The sequence below is a fragment of the Rhodococcus sp. OAS809 genome, assembly GCF_040546695.1.
GTDB classification, from domain to species: Bacteria; Actinomycetota; Actinomycetes; order Mycobacteriales; family Mycobacteriaceae; genus Rhodococcus_F; species Rhodococcus_F qingshengii.
Window position 1 is genome coordinate 4004041 of record NZ_JBEPOI010000002.1, and the last position, 18725, is coordinate 4022765.

At 64.1% G+C, this 18725-nt stretch carries 15 protein-coding genes and 1 tRNA gene; 12 read left to right on the forward strand and 4 right to left on the reverse strand.

Features of this window, described 5'->3' with window-relative positions; all coding sequences use genetic code 11:
• Positions 1–55 precede the first annotated feature (55 nt).
• The 3 genes from ABIE52_RS21710 (at position 56) to ABIE52_RS21720 (ending at position 5305) form a co-directional block, all read left to right on the forward strand.
• Entirely contained in the window at positions 56–1186 is a 1131-nt protein-coding gene (locus tag ABIE52_RS21710; RefSeq protein WP_192712810.1) for a restriction endonuclease subunit S, read from the forward strand.
• Positions 1186–4320 (forward strand): type I restriction endonuclease subunit R, encoded by a 3135-nt coding sequence (locus ABIE52_RS21715; RefSeq protein WP_192712809.1) that lies wholly within the window; start codon positions 1186–1188, stop codon positions 4318–4320. The genes ABIE52_RS21710 and ABIE52_RS21715 overlap by 1 nt, the downstream gene beginning before the upstream one ends.
• A 643-nt stretch (positions 4321–4963) precedes the next feature.
• The gene (locus tag ABIE52_RS21720) at positions 4964–5305 is read left to right on the forward strand and encodes a hypothetical protein (protein WP_064688157.1); all 342 of its coding nucleotides are present in this window, start codon (positions 4964–4966) and stop codon (positions 5303–5305) included.
• A gap of 52 nt (positions 5306–5357) precedes the next feature.
• Here the strand turns inward: ABIE52_RS21720 and ABIE52_RS21725 are convergent.
• Positions 5358–5443 (reverse strand) — tRNA-Leu (locus ABIE52_RS21725).
• A 254-nt stretch (positions 5444–5697) separates the two neighbouring features.
• Here ABIE52_RS21725 and ABIE52_RS21730 point away from each other — a divergent pair.
• The 7 genes from ABIE52_RS21730 to pknB all read left to right on the forward strand — a co-directional run bounded on the left by ABIE52_RS21730 (position 5698) and on the right by pknB (position 15387).
• Positions 5698–7116, forward strand: coding sequence for an FHA domain-containing protein (locus ABIE52_RS21730; protein WP_042920727.1), 1419 nt, complete (start codon positions 5698–5700; stop codon positions 7114–7116).
• Positions 7117–7302: 186 nt separating this feature from the next.
• Entirely contained in the window at positions 7303–7767 is a 465-nt protein-coding gene (locus tag ABIE52_RS21735) for an FHA domain-containing protein FhaB/FipA (protein WP_003943418.1), read from the forward strand.
• Positions 7764–9188 (forward strand): PP2C family protein-serine/threonine phosphatase, encoded by a 1425-nt coding sequence (locus ABIE52_RS21740; RefSeq protein WP_162114235.1) that lies wholly within the window; start codon positions 7764–7766, stop codon positions 9186–9188. Before ABIE52_RS21735 ends, ABIE52_RS21740 begins: the two co-directional genes overlap by 4 nt.
• Complete coding sequence (locus ABIE52_RS21745) at positions 9188–10639, forward strand: FtsW/RodA/SpoVE family cell cycle protein (RefSeq protein ID WP_007735775.1); 1452 nt, start codon at positions 9188–9190, stop codon at positions 10637–10639. Before ABIE52_RS21740 ends, ABIE52_RS21745 begins: the two co-directional genes overlap by 1 nt.
• Positions 10636–12102 carry a peptidoglycan D,D-transpeptidase FtsI family protein gene (locus ABIE52_RS21750; RefSeq protein ID WP_007735774.1) on the forward strand — a complete coding sequence of 489 codons (1467 nt, stop codon included), beginning with the start codon at positions 10636–10638 and terminating at the stop codon, positions 12100–12102. The genes ABIE52_RS21745 and ABIE52_RS21750 overlap by 4 nt, the downstream gene beginning before the upstream one ends.
• A gap of 3 nt (positions 12103–12105) precedes the next feature.
• Entirely contained in the window at positions 12106–13440 is a 1335-nt protein-coding gene (locus tag ABIE52_RS21755; protein WP_354541530.1) for a protein kinase domain-containing protein, read from the forward strand.
• Positions 13441–13461: 21 nt separating this feature from the next.
• A complete protein-coding gene (gene pknB, locus ABIE52_RS21760; protein WP_007729221.1) occupies positions 13462–15387 on the forward strand; it encodes a Stk1 family PASTA domain-containing Ser/Thr kinase in 1926 nt (641 codons plus the stop codon).
• Positions 15388–15444: 57 nt separating this feature from the next.
• Here pknB and ABIE52_RS21765 read toward each other — a convergent pair whose 3' ends face one another.
• The gene (locus tag ABIE52_RS21765) at positions 15445–16110 is read right to left on the reverse strand and encodes an aminodeoxychorismate/anthranilate synthase component II (RefSeq protein WP_003942537.1); all 666 of its coding nucleotides are present in this window, start codon (positions 16108–16110) and stop codon (positions 15445–15447) included.
• A 22-nt stretch (positions 16111–16132) separates the two neighbouring features.
• Positions 16133–16846: a DUF881 domain-containing protein gene (locus ABIE52_RS21770; RefSeq protein WP_003942461.1), complete on the reverse strand. Its 714-nt coding sequence runs from the start codon at positions 16844–16846 to the stop codon at positions 16133–16135.
• Positions 16847–16948: 102 nt separating this feature from the next.
• Between ABIE52_RS21770 and crgA the strand changes: the two genes are divergently transcribed.
• Entirely contained in the window at positions 16949–17212 is a 264-nt protein-coding gene (crgA, locus tag ABIE52_RS21775) for a cell division protein CrgA (RefSeq protein ID WP_003942576.1), read from the forward strand.
• Between the two features lie 107 nt (positions 17213–17319).
• On the forward strand, positions 17320–17811 hold the full coding sequence (locus ABIE52_RS21780; protein ID WP_064113880.1) for a PH domain-containing protein: 492 nt from the start codon (positions 17320–17322) through the stop codon (positions 17809–17811).
• 7 nt (positions 17812–17818) lie between these two features.
• Here ABIE52_RS21780 and ABIE52_RS21785 read toward each other — a convergent pair whose 3' ends face one another.
• Positions 17819–18667, reverse strand: coding sequence for a TauD/TfdA family dioxygenase (locus ABIE52_RS21785; RefSeq protein WP_042453359.1), 849 nt, complete (start codon positions 18665–18667; stop codon positions 17819–17821).
• Positions 18668–18725 lie beyond the last annotated feature (58 nt).

An 18725-nucleotide genomic window follows, 5' to 3' on the forward strand; every position in this document is an offset into this window, starting at 1 on the left:
GACTCGACTCGGTTGGCTGTTCCAGCCGGTCTCCGATCGCGGACATGAGGACACGATGGTCCTCAGTGTCTACCGTGACTACGGCGTGATCCCGAAGGACAGCCGCAATGACAACTTCAACCGGACGCCCGAAAATCTGAGCAACTACCAGCTTGTGCAGCCCGGCGACCTCGTCGTGAACCGGATGAAGGCGTGGCAGGGCTCGCTAGGAATCTCCAAGCACCAGGGCATCGTCAGCCCGGACTACGAGGTCCTTCGGCCAACTATTCCCCAATACGACCGCCGCTTTCTCCATAGCCTGCTCCGCTCGCGCGCCCTGATTGACCAGTACGCTCTCCGTTCCACAGGCATCCGCCCGTCTCAGTGGCGCCTGTACTGGGACGAGATGAAGACGATCGAGATTTCGCTGCCCGGAGTCGAACAGCAGCGTGTCATCGCCGACTACCTCGATCTTCAGACGGTTCGCATCGACACGTTTATCGAAGAGCAGCAGCGCCTGATCGAGATGCTCCTCGAGCGCCGTCGCGCGCTGGTGGCCCGCGTCGTTTGCTTCGGAGTGGACGAGGACGTCGAACTCCGCGACAGTGGTGACCCTATGGTCGGCTTGGTCCCGCGCCATTGGACCGTCAAGGCCGTCCGACACTGGACGGAGAGTCTCGACGGTCAGCGCATCCCGCTAAGCGGAGAGGAGCGTGCCGACCGCCGCGGTGACTTCGACTACTACGGAGCATCCGGTGTGATCGACCAGGTCGACGGCTACCTGTTCGATGAACCGCTCGTGTTGGTCTCTGAAGATGGAGCCAATCTCCTGATGCGCTCGACTCCGATAGCCTTTGCTGCCAAAGGGCGCTACTGGGTGAACAACCACGCCCACGTCCTTCGCCCTCTGGGCGATGGCGACGTCGACTTCTGGGCCCAGAGACTAGAGGCGCTCGACGTCACCACCGTTGTTTCTGGATCGGCGCAGCCCAAGTTGACCGCTGGAGCCCTGATGGGACTCCGGGTTTCTGCACCCGACAACGGAGACGAGCAGCGACGGATCGCTACGTATCTGGCCGAGCAGACCTCAAAGATTGACGTGTTGATCGCTGAGGCCGAGCGGTTTATCGAGCTCTCGAAGGAGCGGCGGGGGGCGCTGATCACGGCGGCAGTCACGGGGCAAATCGACGTCCGGATGGTGGCGTGATGGCCGATCACAACGAGGTCGTCTTCGAGTCCGAGATCTGCGCGCACCTAGAGTCCCACGGGTGGCTGTCCTCGGCGAACGATGCCGACTACGACCGAGAGCGGGCGCTGGTTCCCGAGGACCTGTTCGCCTGGCTGCAAGAGACCCAGCAGGCGGCGTACGAGAAGGCGTTGAAGGCGGCGGGGTCCCAGGCGAAGTTCCTCGACGTACTTGTCGCGGCGCTCGACAAGCCCCTCGAACATGGTGGCGGGACGCTGAACATCCTGAGGAACGGAGTGCAGTACATCGGCGGTGGCCGTTTGAAGATGGCGCAGTTCCGCCCCGAGACCAGTCTGAACGCGACGACCAACGAGCAGTACGCGGCGATGCGGGTGCGGGTGATGCGGCAGGTGCATTTCTCCACCGCCGACCGGCGCAGCATCGACCTGGTCTTCTTCGTCAACGGAATCCCGGTCGCCACAGTCGAGTTGAAGACCGACTTCACCCAGTCTCTCGATGATGCGATCAACCAGTACCGCAAGGACCGGAATCCGCTGACCAACGGGCGCACGGAGCCGCTGCTGTCGTTCGGGCACCGGGCACTGGTCCACTTCGCGGTCTCCAACGACCTGGCCGCGATGACCACCCGGCTCGAGGGCCAGAAAACACACTTCCTGCCGTTCAACATGGGGTACAAGGGTGGCGCGGGGAACCCGCCGGCCGAGGGCGGGCAGTCGGCGTCGGCGTACCTGTGGGAGCGAGTCTGGGACAAGGACGCCTGGCTGAACATCATCGGCCGACTGATGATCGTCGAGACCAAGCAGGAATGGGACGTGGCGACCGGTACATCGGTGTCGCGAACGAGCATGCTGTTCCCTCGGTTCCACCAGTGGGAAGCCGTGACAAACATCGTGGCCGCCGTGCGCGAGGAGGGGGTGGGGCAGCGCTACCTGATCGAACACTCGGCAGGGTCGGGGAAGACGAACACCATCGCCTGGACCGCACACCGGCTCGCACGGCTGCACGTGGACGACAAGAAGGTCTTCGACTCGGTGATCGTGGTCGTGGACCGCACCGTCCTCGACGGGCAACTCCAGGACGCGATCCGGCAAATCGACGGGTCCGGAAAAATCGTGGCCACGATCAGTCCCGAAGACGTCCGCAAGGCTGGCGCGAAGTCGAAATCCGGGCTGCTGGCAACCGCGTTGAAGAACGGGGAGCTGATCATCGCGGTGACGGTGCAGACCTTCCCGTTCGCCCTCGACGAGATCCGGAAGAAGTCATCGCTGAAGGGGCGGCGGTTCGCGGTGATCGCAGATGAGGCGCATTCCTCGCAATCCGGCCAGATTTCCTCGAAGCTCAAGGCCGTGTTGACCGCGGAGGAGGTCAAGGAGATCGAGGATGGCGGTGAGGTCGACGTCGAGTCGCACTTTGCCGCGGAGATGACCGAACGGGCCGAGTCGGAGAACATCTCCTACCTCGCGTTCACCGCGACGCCGAAGAACAAGACCCTCGAGCTCTTCGGCCGTAAGGGGCCTGACGGGAAGCCGGTCGAATTCCACCTCTACTCGATGAGACAGGCGATCGAGGAGGGCTACATCCTCGACGTGCTCAAGGGCTACCAGACCTACGACACTGCGTTGAAGATTGCCGGCAAGGCCGAGAGCGGCGACGGCGGTGAGGTGGAGGAGTCCGCGGCGCGTAAGGGTTTGATGCGGTGGGTGAAGCTGCACCCGACCAATATCAGCCAGAAGGTGCAGATCATCGTCGAGCACTTCCACACCAATGTCGCCCACCTACTTGAGGGCAAGGCGAAGGCGATGGTTGTGACCGACGGGCGCAAGGCTGCGGTGAAGTACAAGAAGGCGATCGACGCCTACATCGCCAAGCGGGCCGCCGAGGACGCCTCGTACAGCTACCGCACCCTCGTCGCTTTCTCCGGCTCGGTGACGATGGACGAGGACGAGCAGTGGTCGTCGGACTGGGGGCCACAGCCGAGCAAGGACGACGAGTTCACCGAGGCCAACCTCAACCCCGGTGCCGGCTCGGACCTGGCCGCCGCGTTCAAAGGCGCGACGTACAAGATCATGCTGGTCGCCAACAAGTTCCAGACCGGGTTCGATCAGCCACTACTCTCTGCGATGTACGTCGACAAGAAGCTCTCCGGGGTCACCGCCGTGCAGACGCTGTCCCGGCTCAACCGCACCCATCGCACTGCGAGCGGGGAGCAGAAGCGCAAGACGTTCGTCATCGACTTCGTAAACAAACCCGAGGACATCCGGGCCGCGTTCGAGCCGTACTTCACCGGTGCCACCCTCGAGACCGAGACCGACCCGTACGTCGTCGTCCACCTCGCCACCAAGCTCGCCCAGGCCGGGATTTACACCCCGGAGCAGGTGCGTGACGTCGCTGAACTGTGGGTCACCCGCAAGGGTAACAACGCGCTCTCGGCCGCGATCAGCCCGGCCAAGCACGACTTCGCGCGTCGCTACGCGGCGGCGATCGAGGCTGACGACAAAGTCACGCTCAACACTCTCGACCTGTTCCGCAAGGACGTCTCCACCTACGTCCGGCTCTACGACTTCATGAGTCAGATCGTTGACTACGGCGACCCGTACATGGAGATGCTGTCGATCTTCCTGCGGCTGCTGGACAAGGTGATTGCAGACTCGTCCTGGGCTGCGGAGATCGATCTCTCCGACGTGGTCCTGGTCGGGGTCAAGCACAACAAGGCGGCTGCGGTCGACATCTCGCTGACCGGTGACGGTCAGCTCAAGGGCATCAGCGCCGCCGGCACCGGTGCTCGGAAGGAACCGAAATACGTTGCCTTGCAGGTCGTCATCGACAAGATGAACGACCTCTTCGGCGCCGATGCGTTCGCCGAGTCGCAGATCCGTGAGTTCGTACTGGGGCTGGTACAGCGACTCCTCGCCTATCCGGACCTTGTCAACCAGACCAAGGTGAACTCGAAGAAGCAGTTCATGGAGTCGCAGGACTTCCAAGCGGCGGTTACTGAGGCGGTCGTCGACAATCAGGAGGCCCACAACACTATGGCCGACTACTTCTTCACCGACGGGTCCGGCATCAACGGTGTCATCGTTGCGCTAGCGGATGCCTTCTACGAGTCAGCAATCGATCAGAAGGCGGTCGGTTGAGCGCTCCCGCTCCGAAGAGGATGTGCGGGTGCTCGACTGGCCTACTTCTGTCCGCGACCACGGCCAGGTTCGGACGGCGATTTGCTGCGCTACCCCGATGCTGTTTGAGTCACCTTGGCGGACAGTGATATTCCGGATACCGGACCTACTATGAACCGGTCCGCATCGCCATCCGAAGGCTGGATCTTCGACGTCCGATCTCGGTCAGCGGCTTAACGGACATAAGAGGCGGTTGTCTGACCCGAAAATTAGCGAGGCGGGCCCCCACCCTCGAAAACAGTTGTACGACAAGGGGAAATCAGGCGAACCACTTGGACCGATGGATGGGGCCGCAGATCCGGCAGTCGCCCGAGGCGATTTTCATTGACCTCGCCAATCGATTCTTCAATATGCCACTGGTGCCGCATCCTTCTTAGCCGCCGTACCGATCAAAGCGGTGACTACCGGACACGTCATTGCGAATTCCGACACTAGCAGTCCGCCGGCAACCTCCATTCCGGTAGATCCAGAAGGACGAAGCACTTCGTGCCGAACCACCCCGCCATGGGGTGAATGTCCGTTATCTTCCTCGATAGTGGTTGCAATCTCCTGGCTGCTCGGCGTCCCCTGCACGGATGCTGTCACCACGAAAGGGAGCACATCTGTGAATGGACTCGAAACACCTACTCGTTTGTCCCGGACCACCGCGGCCCTCGGTGTCGGCGCGCTCGCTGCCGCGATCACCTTCGGCAGTGCAGTGGGTACTGCATCAGCCGACACTCCGGTCGTCGACTTCGGCAGTATCTCTTTCGCGGTGACCAACGGTCCCGGCAACACCATCTACGACATCAACGCCATCATCAATCTCCCGCCCGGCACACTGCCGCCAGGGATGATGACCCCTCAGATCACTGCGCCCGCCGCGGCCCCTCAACCAGTCGGCGACCCGTTTGCGGGCACCGCATTGGACTTCGTTCTGAGCTTCATTCAGGCTGCGGCCAGTTAGCCGACAACAAAAAAACGAGGCCCCAACTCAAAGGAGTTAGGGCCTCGTCTTGTGGTGGGCGAAGGGGGACTTGAACCCCCACGTCCCGAAGGACACTGGCACCTGAAGCCAGCGCGTCTGCCATTCCGCCACTCGCCCGAGCAACGCCGAAACATTATCACGACAAACTTTGAAAGTTCTATTCGTGCAGATCAGGGCACGAATCGGTGAACACCGAGCACCCAAAAGCCCAGAACCGATACCATGCTGAAACAGCGGCCAGGTACTGCCGAAGCGACATTTGACAGTACCGTGGAACCTGTACAGCAGTTTGGACGACACGCGACAAGGCGGTGCCGGCGCTACTTGCCGAGCATTTTGCCGTCGTAGATGCGAGGCGAGAGGAGGGCCCGATGGGCATCGTGCAGCGTTTCGAACGAAAGCTCCAAGGAGCTGTCGGCGACGCATTCGCGCGGGTCTTCGGTGGTGGTGTTGTGCCGCAGGAAGTAGAGGCGGCGCTCCAGCAGGAGGCACGTGACCGCGTCGAGCACCTCGGCGGCGGAATCCTTCTCGCCCCCAACAACTACGTGATCACCATCAACAACTCCGATCACGAAGAGTTGGCAGCCGATCGCGAACTGACGACCAAAGCTTTCAGCCGACACCTGCAGGATTTCATCCGCGATCAGGGTTGGCAGACGTACGGCGACATCTCGGTCACTTTCGAGCCTTCGCCTACGCTCCACACCGGTCAGTTCCGCACCCGCGGAACCGTCGACCCGGATGGTGACGCCGAGCAGGCATCACCGCCGTCGCATGTTCCGCAGGTTTCGTCGCGGCCTCCACAACGGCCGCCTCAGCGACCCGCACCGATTGTTCCCCCTGTTTCCAATCCAGTCCCGTCACAACCAGGAGCCGGCCCCATGACGCAGAACTCAGGCTACGAACCAAGCCGCGAACCGGCGGGTCGCCAGCCCGAACCGCAGCAGCCGGCACGGAACGGGTACTCCCACGACGACGGCGGTTACGCCACTCCGCAGGGCCAGGAAGCGCCGTACCAGAACGGTTACGACCGCGGCGACGGTTACCGCACGGGCGACGACCAGCAGGGCTACAACCAGCAGCAGGGTGGCTACGACCAGCAGGCGTACCCGAACCAGCAGCAGCCGTACGAGCAGGCCGGCTACGACCAGCAGGGCTATGACCAGCAGGGCGGCGGCTACGACCAGCAGGGTTACCAGCAGCAGCCGTACGACCAGCAGGGCTACGGCCAGCAGGCGTACCAGGGTGGGTACGACCAGCAGGGCTACCAGCAGGGTGGCTACGACCAGCAGGGTTACCAGCAGCCGTACAACGGCCAGTCGTACGATCAGCCGGGCTACGACCAGCAGAGCTACCAGCAGGGCGGCTACGACCAGCAGGCGTACACACAGCAGCCGTACGAGCAGGCCGGCTACGAGCAGGGCGGCAACTTCGAGCAGACGCAGGCCTACCCGCAGCAGGGCTACGCCCAGCCGCAGGGCGGTTACGCACCGACGGCCCAGAGCCTGACGGCAACCCTGCAGCTCGAGGACGGCAGCGGACGCCACTTCCAGCTTCGCGACGGCAGTAATGTCATCGGCCGCGGCCAGGAAGCTCAGTTCCGCCTCCCGGACACGGGCGTCTCACGTCGCCACATCGACATCCGTTGGGACGGCCGCACCGCGATGCTGTCCGATTTGGGATCCACGAACGGCACCACCGTCAACGGCGCACCGGTCCAGGACTGGCAGCTGGCAGACGGCGACATCATTCGTGCAGGTCACTCGGAGATTCTGGTTCGCATTCTCTGAGCTGAGAAACGGACGCCAGGATTTTTCCGATAACAATCGAACATTCGGCGGTCCGTCGGCGCGCCGCCGTCACGCGGCTGTCAGTATCGTGATCTTCGGGGCCCAGAGCCCCCTATGATGCTGCCAGTCGACAATGCTCGAACCCCGCTGCGGCGGGGCTCGAGCCATAGAAGGAGGTGGACAGCCGTGCAGGGCCTGATTCTGCAACTCACACGGGCGGGCTTCCTGCTCCTACTGTGGCTGTTCGTCTGGGCAGTCCTCCGCACTCTCCGCTCCGACATCTATGCCGGCTCCGGGGTCAGGGTTCCGCCGCGGTACACCCGCGCCGGAAAGGTCCTGCCCTCGCTGGGCAAGGCGAAGGTGCCTCGGTACCTGGTGGTCACGCAGGGCGCCCTCGCCGGTACCCGCATCACCCTGGGCTCACAGCCGGTCATGATCGGCCGCGCCGACGATTCGACGCTCGTTCTCACCGACGATTACGCGTCGACGCGCCATGCGAGGCTCTCGCAGCGCGGAGCTGATTGGTACGTCGAGGATCTCGGTTCGACCAACGGCACCTATCTGGACCGCGCCAAGGTCACCACTGCGGTGCGCGTGCCGCTGGGCACTCCGGTTCGCGTCGGCAAGACGGTAATCGAGCTACGCCCGTGACCCTTGTTCTCCGCTACGCGGCGCGCAGCGACCGCGGTCTCGTGCGCTCCAACAACGAAGATTCCGTGTACGCCGGCGCCCGTCTGCTGGCTTTGGCCGACGGTATGGGCGGACACGCGGCCGGTGAGGTCGCGTCGCAGTTGATGATTGCCGCTCTGGCGCATCTCGACGACGACGAGCCCGGCGAGGATCTGCTCGGCAAGCTCGAGGCAGCCACCCGCGAGGGCAACGATTCCATCGCCGATCACGTCGAGGAAGAACCCGAACTCGACGGCATGGGCACCACGCTCACCGCGATCCTCTTCTCCGGCAGCAAGCTCGGCCTCGTGCACATCGGCGACTCGCGCGCCTACCTTCTGCGCGACGACCACCTGACGCAGATCACCCGCGACGACACTTTCGTGCAGTCGTTGGTCGACGAGGGCAGGATCACCGCCGAACAGGCACACACGCACCCGCAGCGATCCCTGATCATGCGGGCGCTGACCGGCAACGAGATCGAGCCGACGCTCACCGTGCGCGAAGCCCGCGCCGGCGATCGTTACCTGCTCTGCTCCGACGGCCTCTCCGACGTGGTCAGCGACGAGACCATCGAGAACACGATGCGCGAGGGCTCGCAGGAGCAGTGCGCCGACCGTCTCATCGAATTGGCGCTGCGCAGCGGCGGTCCCGACAACGTCACCGTCGTCGTCGCCGATGTCATCGACCTCGACTACGGCCAGTCGCATCCCATCGTCGCGGGCGCCGCGTCGACGGAAGAGGAAGAGGACGCCCCTCCCCCCAACACCGCTGCCGGCCGCGCCGCTGCCATGCGTCCGCCGCGCGCGACGCCCAAGCGAGTTGTCTCCCAACCCGAACCGGAACCGAAGAAGAAGCGGAACCGGTTGTGGTGGGTGGTCCTCGCCGTGGTGTTGATCGCGCTGGTCGGCGTCGGCGCCGTGATCGGCCGCGCCGTCATCCGCAACAACTACTACGTCGGCGAAGACAACGGCCGCGTGACGGTGCTGCGCGGAATTCCCGGTTCGGTGCTCGGCTACTCGCTGCAAGACGCGGATCTGGTGGGTTGCGTCGGCGACGACGACGTCCTGACCCTCGTCTCCCCCGACGCGATTCCCAGCAACTGCAACATCCTCGAAGTGACGGATCTGCAGCCGTCGGCGCAGGAGCAGGTGCGCGCCGGGCTGCCGTCCGGCAAGCGTGAGGATGCGCAGAGCCAGATGATCCGTCTCATCGGCGGCGATCTGCTGCCTCGTTGTGAGCCGGTTCCGACGACGACGGCCACGCCCACTCCCCCGCCGGCACCGGAGACCACGCCGCCCCCCGCACCGCCCGCGGAGCCGGCCACGCCTACGACGGCGGCACCCACGACTACGCCGACGCCGACCGAAGTTCCCGGTCAGACTTGCAGGACGGTCAACTGATGTCGTCCAACGCAGCTGCGGGGACGGCTTTTCCGAGTCCGCCCGGAGGTTTTGCCCCGGCGCCGGTCCAGTCGACCCGTCGAAACATGGAGCTGCTGCTCCTGGGCTTTGCCGTCATCATCACGACGGTCTCGCTTCTGCTCGTCGAGGCGAGCCAGGAACAGAAGATCACGCTGGACCTCGCCAAGTACGCGCTCGCGTACACGGGCCTGTTCCTGATCGCGCACTTGGCAATTCGGCGCTATGCGCCGTACGCCGATCCGCTGCTGCTGCCGATCGTCGCCCTGCTCAACGGCCTGGGATTGGTGCTCATCCACCGACTCGACCTCGCCGACGAACAAACAGCGCTCTACAACGGCGTCGAAGCACCGTCACCGGATGCGAACCAGCAGGTCATGTGGACTGCACTGGCGATCACCGGTTTCGTGCTGCTGCTCGTGTTCTTGAAGGACTACCGCCTGATGGCGCGGTTCAGCTACACACTCGGCCTCGCAGGCCTGGTGTTCCTGGCGATTCCCGCGATCCTGCCGGCGAAGTTCTCGAGCGTGAACGGCGCAAAAATCTGGATTCGCCTGCCTGGATTCAGCATTCAGCCAGGTGAGTTCGCGAAGATCCTGCTCATCATCTTCTTCGCGTCGGTGCTCGTCGCCAAGCGCGACCTGTTCACCTCGGCCGGTAAACACTTCCTGGGCATGGACTTTCCGCGTGCCCGCGACCTCGGCCCGATCCTGCTCGCCTGGATCGTCTCGGTGGGTGTGCTCGTCTTCGAAACCGACCTCGGTACGTCGTTGCTGCTCTTCAGCACCGTGCTGGTGATGCTCTACATCGCGACCGAACGTGTGGGCTGGCTGGTGATCGGCGGCGGACTGCTCGCCATCGGATTCTTCTTCGCCTACAAGATGTTCGGACACGTACGCGTCCGCGTCGACACCTGGCTGGACCCGCTCGGCGACTACGCCAATACCGGTTATCAGATCTCGCAATCGCTGTTCGGCCTGGCCACCGGTGGTATCGCCGGAACAGGTCTGGGCAGTGGCCGGCCCAACCAGGTGCCGTTCGCGAAGACGGACTTCATCATCGCGACCATCGGCGAAGAGCTCGGCCTGATCGGCCTGGCCGCTGTGCTGATGCTGTTCCTGCTTCTCATCGTGCGCGGCCTGCGTACTGCGTTGGCAGTGCGCGACAGCTTCGGCAAACTGCTCGCCGCCGGTCTGTCGTTCACGATCGCGATCCAGATTTTTGTCGTCGTCGGCGGCGTCACCAAGCTGATCCCGCTGACGGGTCTGACAACACCGTTCATGTCGTACGGCGGCTCGTCGCTGCTCGCGAACTACCTACTGCTGGCCATCCTCGTCCGGATCTCGGACGCGGCACGTGCGCCGGTAGTGACGAAGAAGAAAGGTCCGCCCCCAATCGCTGACGCCAATACCGAGATGATGCCGCGCGTATGAACACTCCACTGCGCCGCGTCGCGATGGCCGTCATGGTGATGGTCGTCGCGCTCCTCGCCAACGCCACGTACGTACAGGTCATCAAAGCTGACGACCTGCGAGCCGACCCGCGCAACTCGCGGGTGCTGCTCGACGAGTACTCACGCCAGCGAGGTCAGATCTCGGCTTCCGGTCAGGTGCTTGCCGCCTCCCGCGCCACCGACGACCGGTACAAGTACCTGCGCGAGTATCCGAATCCGTACCCGTACGCACCGGTCACGGGCTTCTACTCGATGCAGTACGGCAGCGCCGGCCTCGAGCGCACCGAGGATCCGATTCTCAACGGCTCGGACAACCGGTTGTTCAGTCAGCGCTTCTTCGACCTGGTGTCCGGACGCGATCCGCGCGGCGGCAACGTCGTCACGACGCTCAATCCGGCCATGCAGCAGGTGGCGTACGACCAGCTGACCAGCAAGGGTTACACCGGTTCCGTCGTCGCGATCGAGCCGAGCACCGGACGCATCCTGACGATGGTCAGCACTCCGAGCTACGACCCGAACCTGCTTGCCAGCCACGACGGCGCCGAAACCACCAAGGCGTGGGACGAGCTCAATGCCGATCCCAACGATCCGTTGGTCAACCGCGCTATCTCGCAGACCTACCCGCCCGGTTCGACGTTCAAGGTGCTCACCACGGCTGCAGCTCTTGGCAACGGTGCGACGCCGGACGACCAGCTGACCGCGGCGCCGCAGATCACGCTGCCCGGCACCAGCACGACCCTCGAGAACTACAACGGCAGCACGTGCGGCCCCAACCCGACGGCGTCGTTGCGCGACGCTTTCGCGCGCTCGTGCAACACCGCTTTCGTCGAACTGGGCATCAAGGACGGCGCCGACGCCATCAAGGACGAGGCCAGCGCTTTCGGCATCGGGCCCAACACTCCCGCGATCCCGCTGCCGGTCGCAGACAGCACCGTCGGCGACATCTCCGACGACGCGGCCCTCGGCCAGACCAGCATCGGCCAGCGCGACGTCGCGGTGACCCCGCTCGAGAACGCAGTGATCGCCGCTACCGTCGCCAACGGTGGTGTGCGGATGCAGCCCAACCTGATCTCCCAGTTGCAGGCACCCGATCTGACCGATCTCAGTACGCCGTCACCGGTGTCGATGGGTCAGGCGATCTCGCCGGCAGTTGCGGCCACGCTGACCGATCTGATGATCGGCTCGGAGAACTTCACCGGCGGCGACGGCAAGATCCCCGGCGTTCAGATCGCGTCCAAGACCGGTACCGCCGAGCACGGCGTGAATCCGCGGGAAACTCCGCCGCACGCGTGGTACATCGCTTTTGCACCGGCGCAGAATCCGACGGTCGCCGTGGCCGTCATCGTCGAGAACGGTGGTGACCGCGGACTTGCCGCTACCGGTGGCTCGGTTGCTGCGCCGATCGGTCGTGCAGTCATCGCAGCCGGAATCCAAGGGGGCTGAACCGTGGCGTTGAACAACGGCGCTTTGATCGCCGATCGTTACCGATTGATCCGTCTCATCGCCACCGGTGGGATGGGTCAGGTGTGGGAAGCCACCGACTCCCGGCTCAACCGTCGCGTCGCCGTCAAGGTACTCAAGTCCGAGTTCTCTTCCGATCCGGAGTTCTTGGAGCGCTTCCGCTTCGAGGCCCGCACCACCGCGCAGCTCAACCATCCCGGTATCGCCGGAATCTACGACTACGGCGAGACCCGTGACAGCTCGGGCGATTCCACGGCGTATCTGGTGATGGAACTCGTCAACGGTGAACCGCTCAACGCCGTCCTGGCACGCGTCGGCCGCCTGGCGGTTCCGCATGCCCTCGACATGCTCGAGCAGACCGGCCGCGCCCTGCAGGTCGCACATGACGCCGGTGTCGTGCACCGCGACGTGAAGCCGGGCAATATCCTCATCACGCCTACTGGCCAGGTGAAGATCACGGACTTCGGCATCGCCAAGGCCGTCGAGAACTCACCTGTCACGCGCACGGGAATGGTGATGGGCACCGCCCAGTACATCGCGCCCGAGCAGGCTCTCGGTCAGGACGCGACCGCGGCGAGTGACGTGTACTCGCTGGGAATCGTCGGATACGAAGCACTTTCGGGTCGACGCCCGTTCACCGGTGACGGCGCGCTGACCGTCGCGATGAAGCACGTGCAGGAAACCCCGGCGCCGATGCCGGCCGACCTGCCGCCGAACATCCGCGAGCTCATCGACATCACGTTGACCAAGGATCCGGCCGGCCGCTACGCCAGTGGCGGCGAGTTCGCCGACGCCGTTGCAGCCGTTCGGGCAGGAAGGCGTCCACCGCCGCCCGGTCTGCTCGCCACCGGTGCCGCGAGCGCGTTGCCGGCAACGGGTGCCACGCAGGTCATGCCGCCGACGTACGCGGGCCCGGTGACGGGCGCAGCTGCAACGGACGACGCGGCAGCCGGCGGAATGACCAGTGGGCAGAAGGCCGTGGCATGGGCCGGCGGCGGATTGATCTTGTTGGCGTTGATCATCGGCGGAGTCTGGATCGCAACCGACGGTCCGAGCGACCCGACGCCGCCCGCCGTCACGTCCACGACGTTGCCGACCACCACGACGACCAAGCCCACCACCACGACGACTCGGCCGACAACGACGACCACCGAGCCGACAACAACGACGACTCGGCCGACGACAACCACGACCGAGCCGACAACCACCACGACAACGCCGACCACGACAACAACAACTCCGACGACCACAACCACCACCACGACGACAACGACGACCACAACGACCACTGAGCCGTTGGCGGATCCCGGGAGACGCTGAAGAACCGCTAGGACAAGACCAATGACGACACCCCGCAATCTCTCCTCCCGCTACGAGCTGGGTGAGATTCTCGGCTTCGGCGGAATGTCCGAGGTTCACCTGGCGCGCGACCTCCGACTCAGCCGCGACGTCGCGATCAAGGTGCTGCGTGCAGACCTCGCGCGCGATCCCACGTTCTACTTGCGGTTCCGTCGTGAGGCGCAGAACGCTGCCGCGCTGAACCATCCGGCGATCGTGGCCGTCTACGACACCGGTGAAGCCGAGACCGACGCCGGGCCGCTGCCGTACATCGTCATGGAGTACGTCGACGGCGACACGTTGCGTGACATCGTGCGCAGCACCGGGCCGATGGCTCCGCGCAAGGCGATGGAAGTGATCGCGGACGTCTGTGCCGCTTTGGACTTCAGCCACCGCAACGGCATCGTGCACCGCGACGTCAAGCCCGCCAACATCATGATCAACCGTGCCGGCGCCGTGAAGGTGATGGACTTCGGTATCGCCCGTGCCATTTCCGACGCGTCGAGCCCGATGACGCAGACGGCCGCCGTGATCGGCACCGCTCAGTACCTCTCGCCGGAGCAGGCGCGAGGTGAGCAGGTGGACGCGCGTTCGGACGTGTACTCGCTCGGTTGTGTGCTGTTCGAGATTCTGACGGGCGAGCCGCCCTTCAAGGGTGATTCACCGGTCGCCGTGGCGTACCAGCATGTTCGTGAAGATCCGCAGACGCCGTCGGAGATCAATCCCGACATTCCACGCGAGCTGGATTCGATCATTCTCAAGGCAATGAGCAAGAACCCGGCCAACCGCTACCAGAGCGCCGGCGACATGCGCAGCGACTTGGTGCGTGTCCTGGGCGGTCAGCGTCCGAGTGCGCCGATGGTGATGAACGACGAGGACCGCACCACCATCCTCGGCGCCGTCGGCTCCGACACCGGGAACTACCGCACTGCTCCCGATCCGGTCGAGCCGGTTGCTGCGAGGACAACTCGCGCCGCCGAGCCGCCTGCCAAGAAGAAGGGCGGACGCTACGCCCTGATGGGCATCGCGGCGCTTCTGGTGATCGGTCTGGTGACGTTCTTTCTCATTCGGGTGAACTCGCCGAAGGTCGAGATGGTGACCGTTCCGGGTGACCTGACCAACCAGCCCGCCGACGTCGCCGAGGCGACGCTGACCAACGCCGGATTCCAGGTGGAGCGTCAGCAGAAGACGGACAAGGTGATCGCCGCCGGAAACGTCATCACGACGCGTCCGGTTGCCGGGGTGCGTATCGAGAAGGGCAGCACCGTCACCATCGACGTGTCCACCGGACCCGAGCAGGTCGCGATCCCACGCCTGACCGGGCTGAGCCAGGACGACGCGGAGAAGAAGCTCAACTCCGTCGGACTCCGACTTGATCCGACCATCGGCAAGGCGGCATCGACCGTCGCCGAGGTCGACAAGATCGTCAATCAGGACCCGGCCGTCGGAGTGTCGGTTGTTCTCGATTCCGCGGTCTCGATCACCGTCGGCACCGGACCGGAGCAGGTTCGTGTCCCGGACGTCACCGGTCAGCGTGAAGAGGTGGCGAGGCCCAACATCGAAGGTGCCGGGTTCGTCGTCCAGATCACGGAGATCGATTCGGGACTGCCGAAGGGACAGGTTGTTTCGACCGACCCGACCGGCGGTACGTCGGCCACCAAGGGTTCGACCGTGACGCTACGAGTGTCCAACGGCAACCAGGTCGCGATGCCTGATCTGACCAACAAGACGGTGTCCGAGGCGTTGAGCACGCTTCGCGCAGCCGGCTGGGCGGGAACTGCATCGCAGCTGGTGCAGAACCAGAGCACGACGCTCACCCCGGAAATGGTGGGCAAGATCGTCTCGCAGACGCAGCCTCCGGGCTCGGAGATCTCCAAGGACGCAGTCATCACCGTCAGCGTCGGAGCGCTCGGAATCCCCGGCCGCTAGCAAAGTGAAAAAGTGCCTCCCGGAGATTTCCGGGAGGCACTTTTTTGTGGACAGGTGTCAGAGAATTGCGGGCAATGCGCCGCCGAGCGCCGACGCGACCTCGGCCTCGAGGGCTGCGACGAGCCCTTCCGGCGGCGCCTCACCGCAGACTGCGAGCCAGTTCGCGAGCATCCGGTGTCCACCCTGGGTGAGTACGGACTCGGGGTGGAACTGGACGCCGTGAATCGGCAGTTCGCGGTGGCGCATCGCCATCACGACGCCGCTCTCGGTGTGGGCGGTCACCTCGAGTTCCTCGGGAATGGTGTCCTCGAGAACCGTCAGCGAGTGGTAGCGGGTAGCGGTGAACGGATCGGGCAGTCCGGCCAGGACGCCGACGTCCTTGTGGTGAACCAGACTCGTCTTGCCGTGAAGCAGTTCGGGCGCGCGGTCGACGGTTCCGCCGAAAGCCGCACCGATCGCCTGATGTCCGAGGCAGACGCCAAGCAGCGGGGTCTTGGTGTCGGCGCAGACCTTCACCAGATCCATCGTCGCTCCCGCGCGCTGCGGAGTTCCGGGGCCCGGGCTCAGGAGAATGCCGTCGAACTGCGCTACTGCACCCTCGAGGTCTGCCGTCAGTTGTGGATCGTCGTTGCGCCAGACCACGGCTTCGGTTCCGAGCTGGCCGAGGTACTGCACCAGGTTGAACACAAAGCTGTCGTAGTTGTCGACGACGAGAATCCTCATGAGAGCAGGGTAAACGCCCGTGCTATCCGCCGGTATAGGCGGGGACCGTGATCTGCGACGGCGTTGCCTGCGTGTACCCGAGGCCGAAGCGGGTCGCGTACTGCTTGTAGATCCGAATGCCCGGTTCGGCGGCGAGGGCCGCCTCGAGGCGCGCAACGTCACCGATGGCGCTCATCACGTAGGGCGGGCTGTAGGTACGTCCGTGAAGAAGAAGAGTGTTTCCGATGCACCGCGGCGCCGACGTACTGATGATCCGTTGGTCCTGCATGCCCACCGCTTCGGCCCCGCCGGCCCACAGTGCGTTCAGGACGCTCTGAACGTCCTGCTGATGCACGACGAGGTCGTCCGGGGTGGCGTCGACCGGATACTTGCCGTCGGCGTTGCGCGGAGCGTCCGTCATCGTGACGACAACACCCGGGCCGGTCATCTCCGTCAGTCCCGCGTCGGCGGAGATGTTCTTGATGTCACCGAGCGCGGCGGCCACTCCGGCGTCGGACCGAGCGGCGTCTTGCTGCAGCGAATCGAGCTGGGCGGCAAGTTCGTCCCGGTCGGCCGAGACTTTTTCGGCATTGGCCTGGGCGCTGCGAACCAGATCGGAGAGCCTGGTGCTTTCGGTGACCTGGAGCTGGTTCTCCTCGGCGGATCGTTGCGCCGTGGCGACCATCAGACCGGCTACCAGGCAGACGGCAAGTACACCGATGTGCCAGACGGTTCGTGAAGATTCACCCGAAGACACGTGGCTCCTCCCGGATTGTGCAGGTCGGCCGGTGACCAACTGGACACAGCTACGTTAGCGTGTAGGTAACACATGCAGGTCACACCGTAGAGCGAGGACGTCATGCCCAAGTCGAAGGTCCGTAAGAAGAACGACTACACAGTCAACCCGGCAAACCGCACTCCGGTGAAGGTGAAGATGGGTCCGTCGAGCACGTTGTACGTCTCGGTGATGCTCGGATTCATGCTTGTCGGCCTGGCGTGGCTGATTGTGTACTACTTGGCCGCGGATTCGATCACGTGGATGAACGACTTGGGAAACTATAACTTCCTCGTCGGCTTCGGTTTCATGGTTGTCGGCCTTGTCATGACCATGAGATGGCGCTGACCAGCGAGTATCTGATTCGACCCGGATCGTGACCGTCATTCAATTACATGGGTGTCATTCATCCCCATTGTGGATAACTCCTGTGGACAACCTAGGAAGTTATCCACATGCTCGAGGATGAATTTCATCCACAGCCTCGTGACAACGTCACGGAGGTGATCTCGTGGGCCACTCCGATGGGTGTTGTCTACGCGATGTTCGGCGGCGGAATTGCCCTCGCGATCGCCTCGATAATCGCGCCCACGGAGCCTGCCGGACGCTTCCTGCTCGCCCTCGCGGTGATCGGGCTGTTCGTGATGGGCGGACTCGCCCTGCGTCAGCGTCCCCGCCTGGCTGTGATCGAAGACGCGGGAACCAAGTCGATCGCGGTGCAGCGACTGCGCGCCCGCCACGAGTTCACCCGCGAACAGATCGACCGCGTGCGTCTCGTCCGCTACCCGCGTCTGGGTCGACGCGTCCCGATGCTCGAGATCGACATCGTCAACCGTCCCACCGACACGGAGAAGCTGTTGATCTTCGGACGCTGGGATCTCGGCACGTCGCCGGAGGACGTCCTCGACGTGCTCGCTGTCCACGGATTGGTACCGCCCGAGAAATAGGCGCGGGTTACATGGCCAGTGCCGCGAGGTCCGGCTGCACGATGTCGAGAGCCTGCTGCGGCACCGCGACTGCGTCGCTCGACCATCCCCAGATCGAGTACAGCTCACGGCCGGGGTCGGTGTATCCGTCGCGGCCGTGCAGTACCCGGTAGTTGTCGATGCAGATCATCTCGCCGGCTTCGGCGCGGAACATCGGACCGCTGTCGCGCACGTGAATCACAGCCTCACTCCACTGCTTCACCAGCGGCCACTGCGCTACTTCCGATTCACCGGCGATCGGCGCGAGGTACGGGTGATAGCGAACCTGGTTGCGTCCACTCGGCACCGTCCTGGCGATCGGCGCAAATGTGTTCTGCGGGAAGTTCGGTTCCGAATGGTCGATGTCTGTGCTCCAACAGAATTCGGCCAATTCAGCGGTTGCGGGATCGAAGGCGAGCAACCGCGTCAGTTTGAGCGCATCGATGAGAAACGAGTCGCCGCCACTCGGATACGCCGGACGCTTGCACCACAGAAACAGATAGTCGGGCGCGTAGTCACCGAACGCAAAACCGTCGTTGTGGGCGGTCATCCGCTCGCCGGAGATGCCGAACGAGCGCTTCCTGCCGCGTTCGTCCACCGGTTGGGTGTCGACGACAGCTGCTTCGGCATCCTGACTCTTGGCACTCGCCTCGAACTGACGGCCGACGCGAATGCACTTCTCACCGAGCAAATTCGACGCGAAGGCAATGGCATCTTCCTCGGTGTGCAGGCCACCGAAGACCGCGGCCCCGTCGAGAGCGATTGCCGCCCGGACGGCCTCGACCGTGTCCACGCGCCGCGGAACAACACTTGCCAGCGTCAAATCGGAAGAGAACATTCATGACTCCATACGTCGAGTTGGCCAAACGGTTCAACTCGAGCGTAGGAACTCGTCA

What these genes read in the sequence shown, in the direction of transcription:
- ABIE52_RS21780 (WP_064113880.1), top strand. Translation starts at nt 17,320, where the DNA reads ATGCTCGAGGATGAATTTCATCCACAGCCTCGTGACAACGTCACGGAG.
- ABIE52_RS21710 (WP_192712810.1), top strand. Translation starts at nt 56, where the DNA reads ATGGTCCTCAGTGTCTACCGTGACTACGGCGTGATCCCGAAGGACAGC.
- ABIE52_RS21715 (WP_192712809.1), top strand. Translation starts at nt 1,186, where the DNA reads ATGGCCGATCACAACGAGGTCGTCTTCGAGTCCGAGATCTGCGCGCAC.
- ABIE52_RS21785 (WP_042453359.1), bottom strand. Translation starts at nt 18,667, where the DNA reads ATGTTCTCTTCCGATTTGACGCTGGCAAGTGTTGTTCCGCGGCGCGTG.
- ABIE52_RS21765 (WP_003942537.1), bottom strand. Translation starts at nt 16,110, where the DNA reads ATGAGGATTCTCGTCGTCGACAACTACGACAGCTTTGTGTTCAACCTG.
- ABIE52_RS21745 (WP_007735775.1), top strand. Translation starts at nt 9,188, where the DNA reads ATGTCGTCCAACGCAGCTGCGGGGACGGCTTTTCCGAGTCCGCCCGGA.
- pknB (WP_007729221.1), top strand. Translation starts at nt 13,462, where the DNA reads ATGACGACACCCCGCAATCTCTCCTCCCGCTACGAGCTGGGTGAGATT.
- ABIE52_RS21730 (WP_042920727.1), top strand. Translation starts at nt 5,698, where the DNA reads ATGGGCATCGTGCAGCGTTTCGAACGAAAGCTCCAAGGAGCTGTCGGC.
- crgA (WP_003942576.1), top strand. Translation starts at nt 16,949, where the DNA reads ATGCCCAAGTCGAAGGTCCGTAAGAAGAACGACTACACAGTCAACCCG.
- ABIE52_RS21750 (WP_007735774.1), top strand. Translation starts at nt 10,636, where the DNA reads ATGAACACTCCACTGCGCCGCGTCGCGATGGCCGTCATGGTGATGGTC.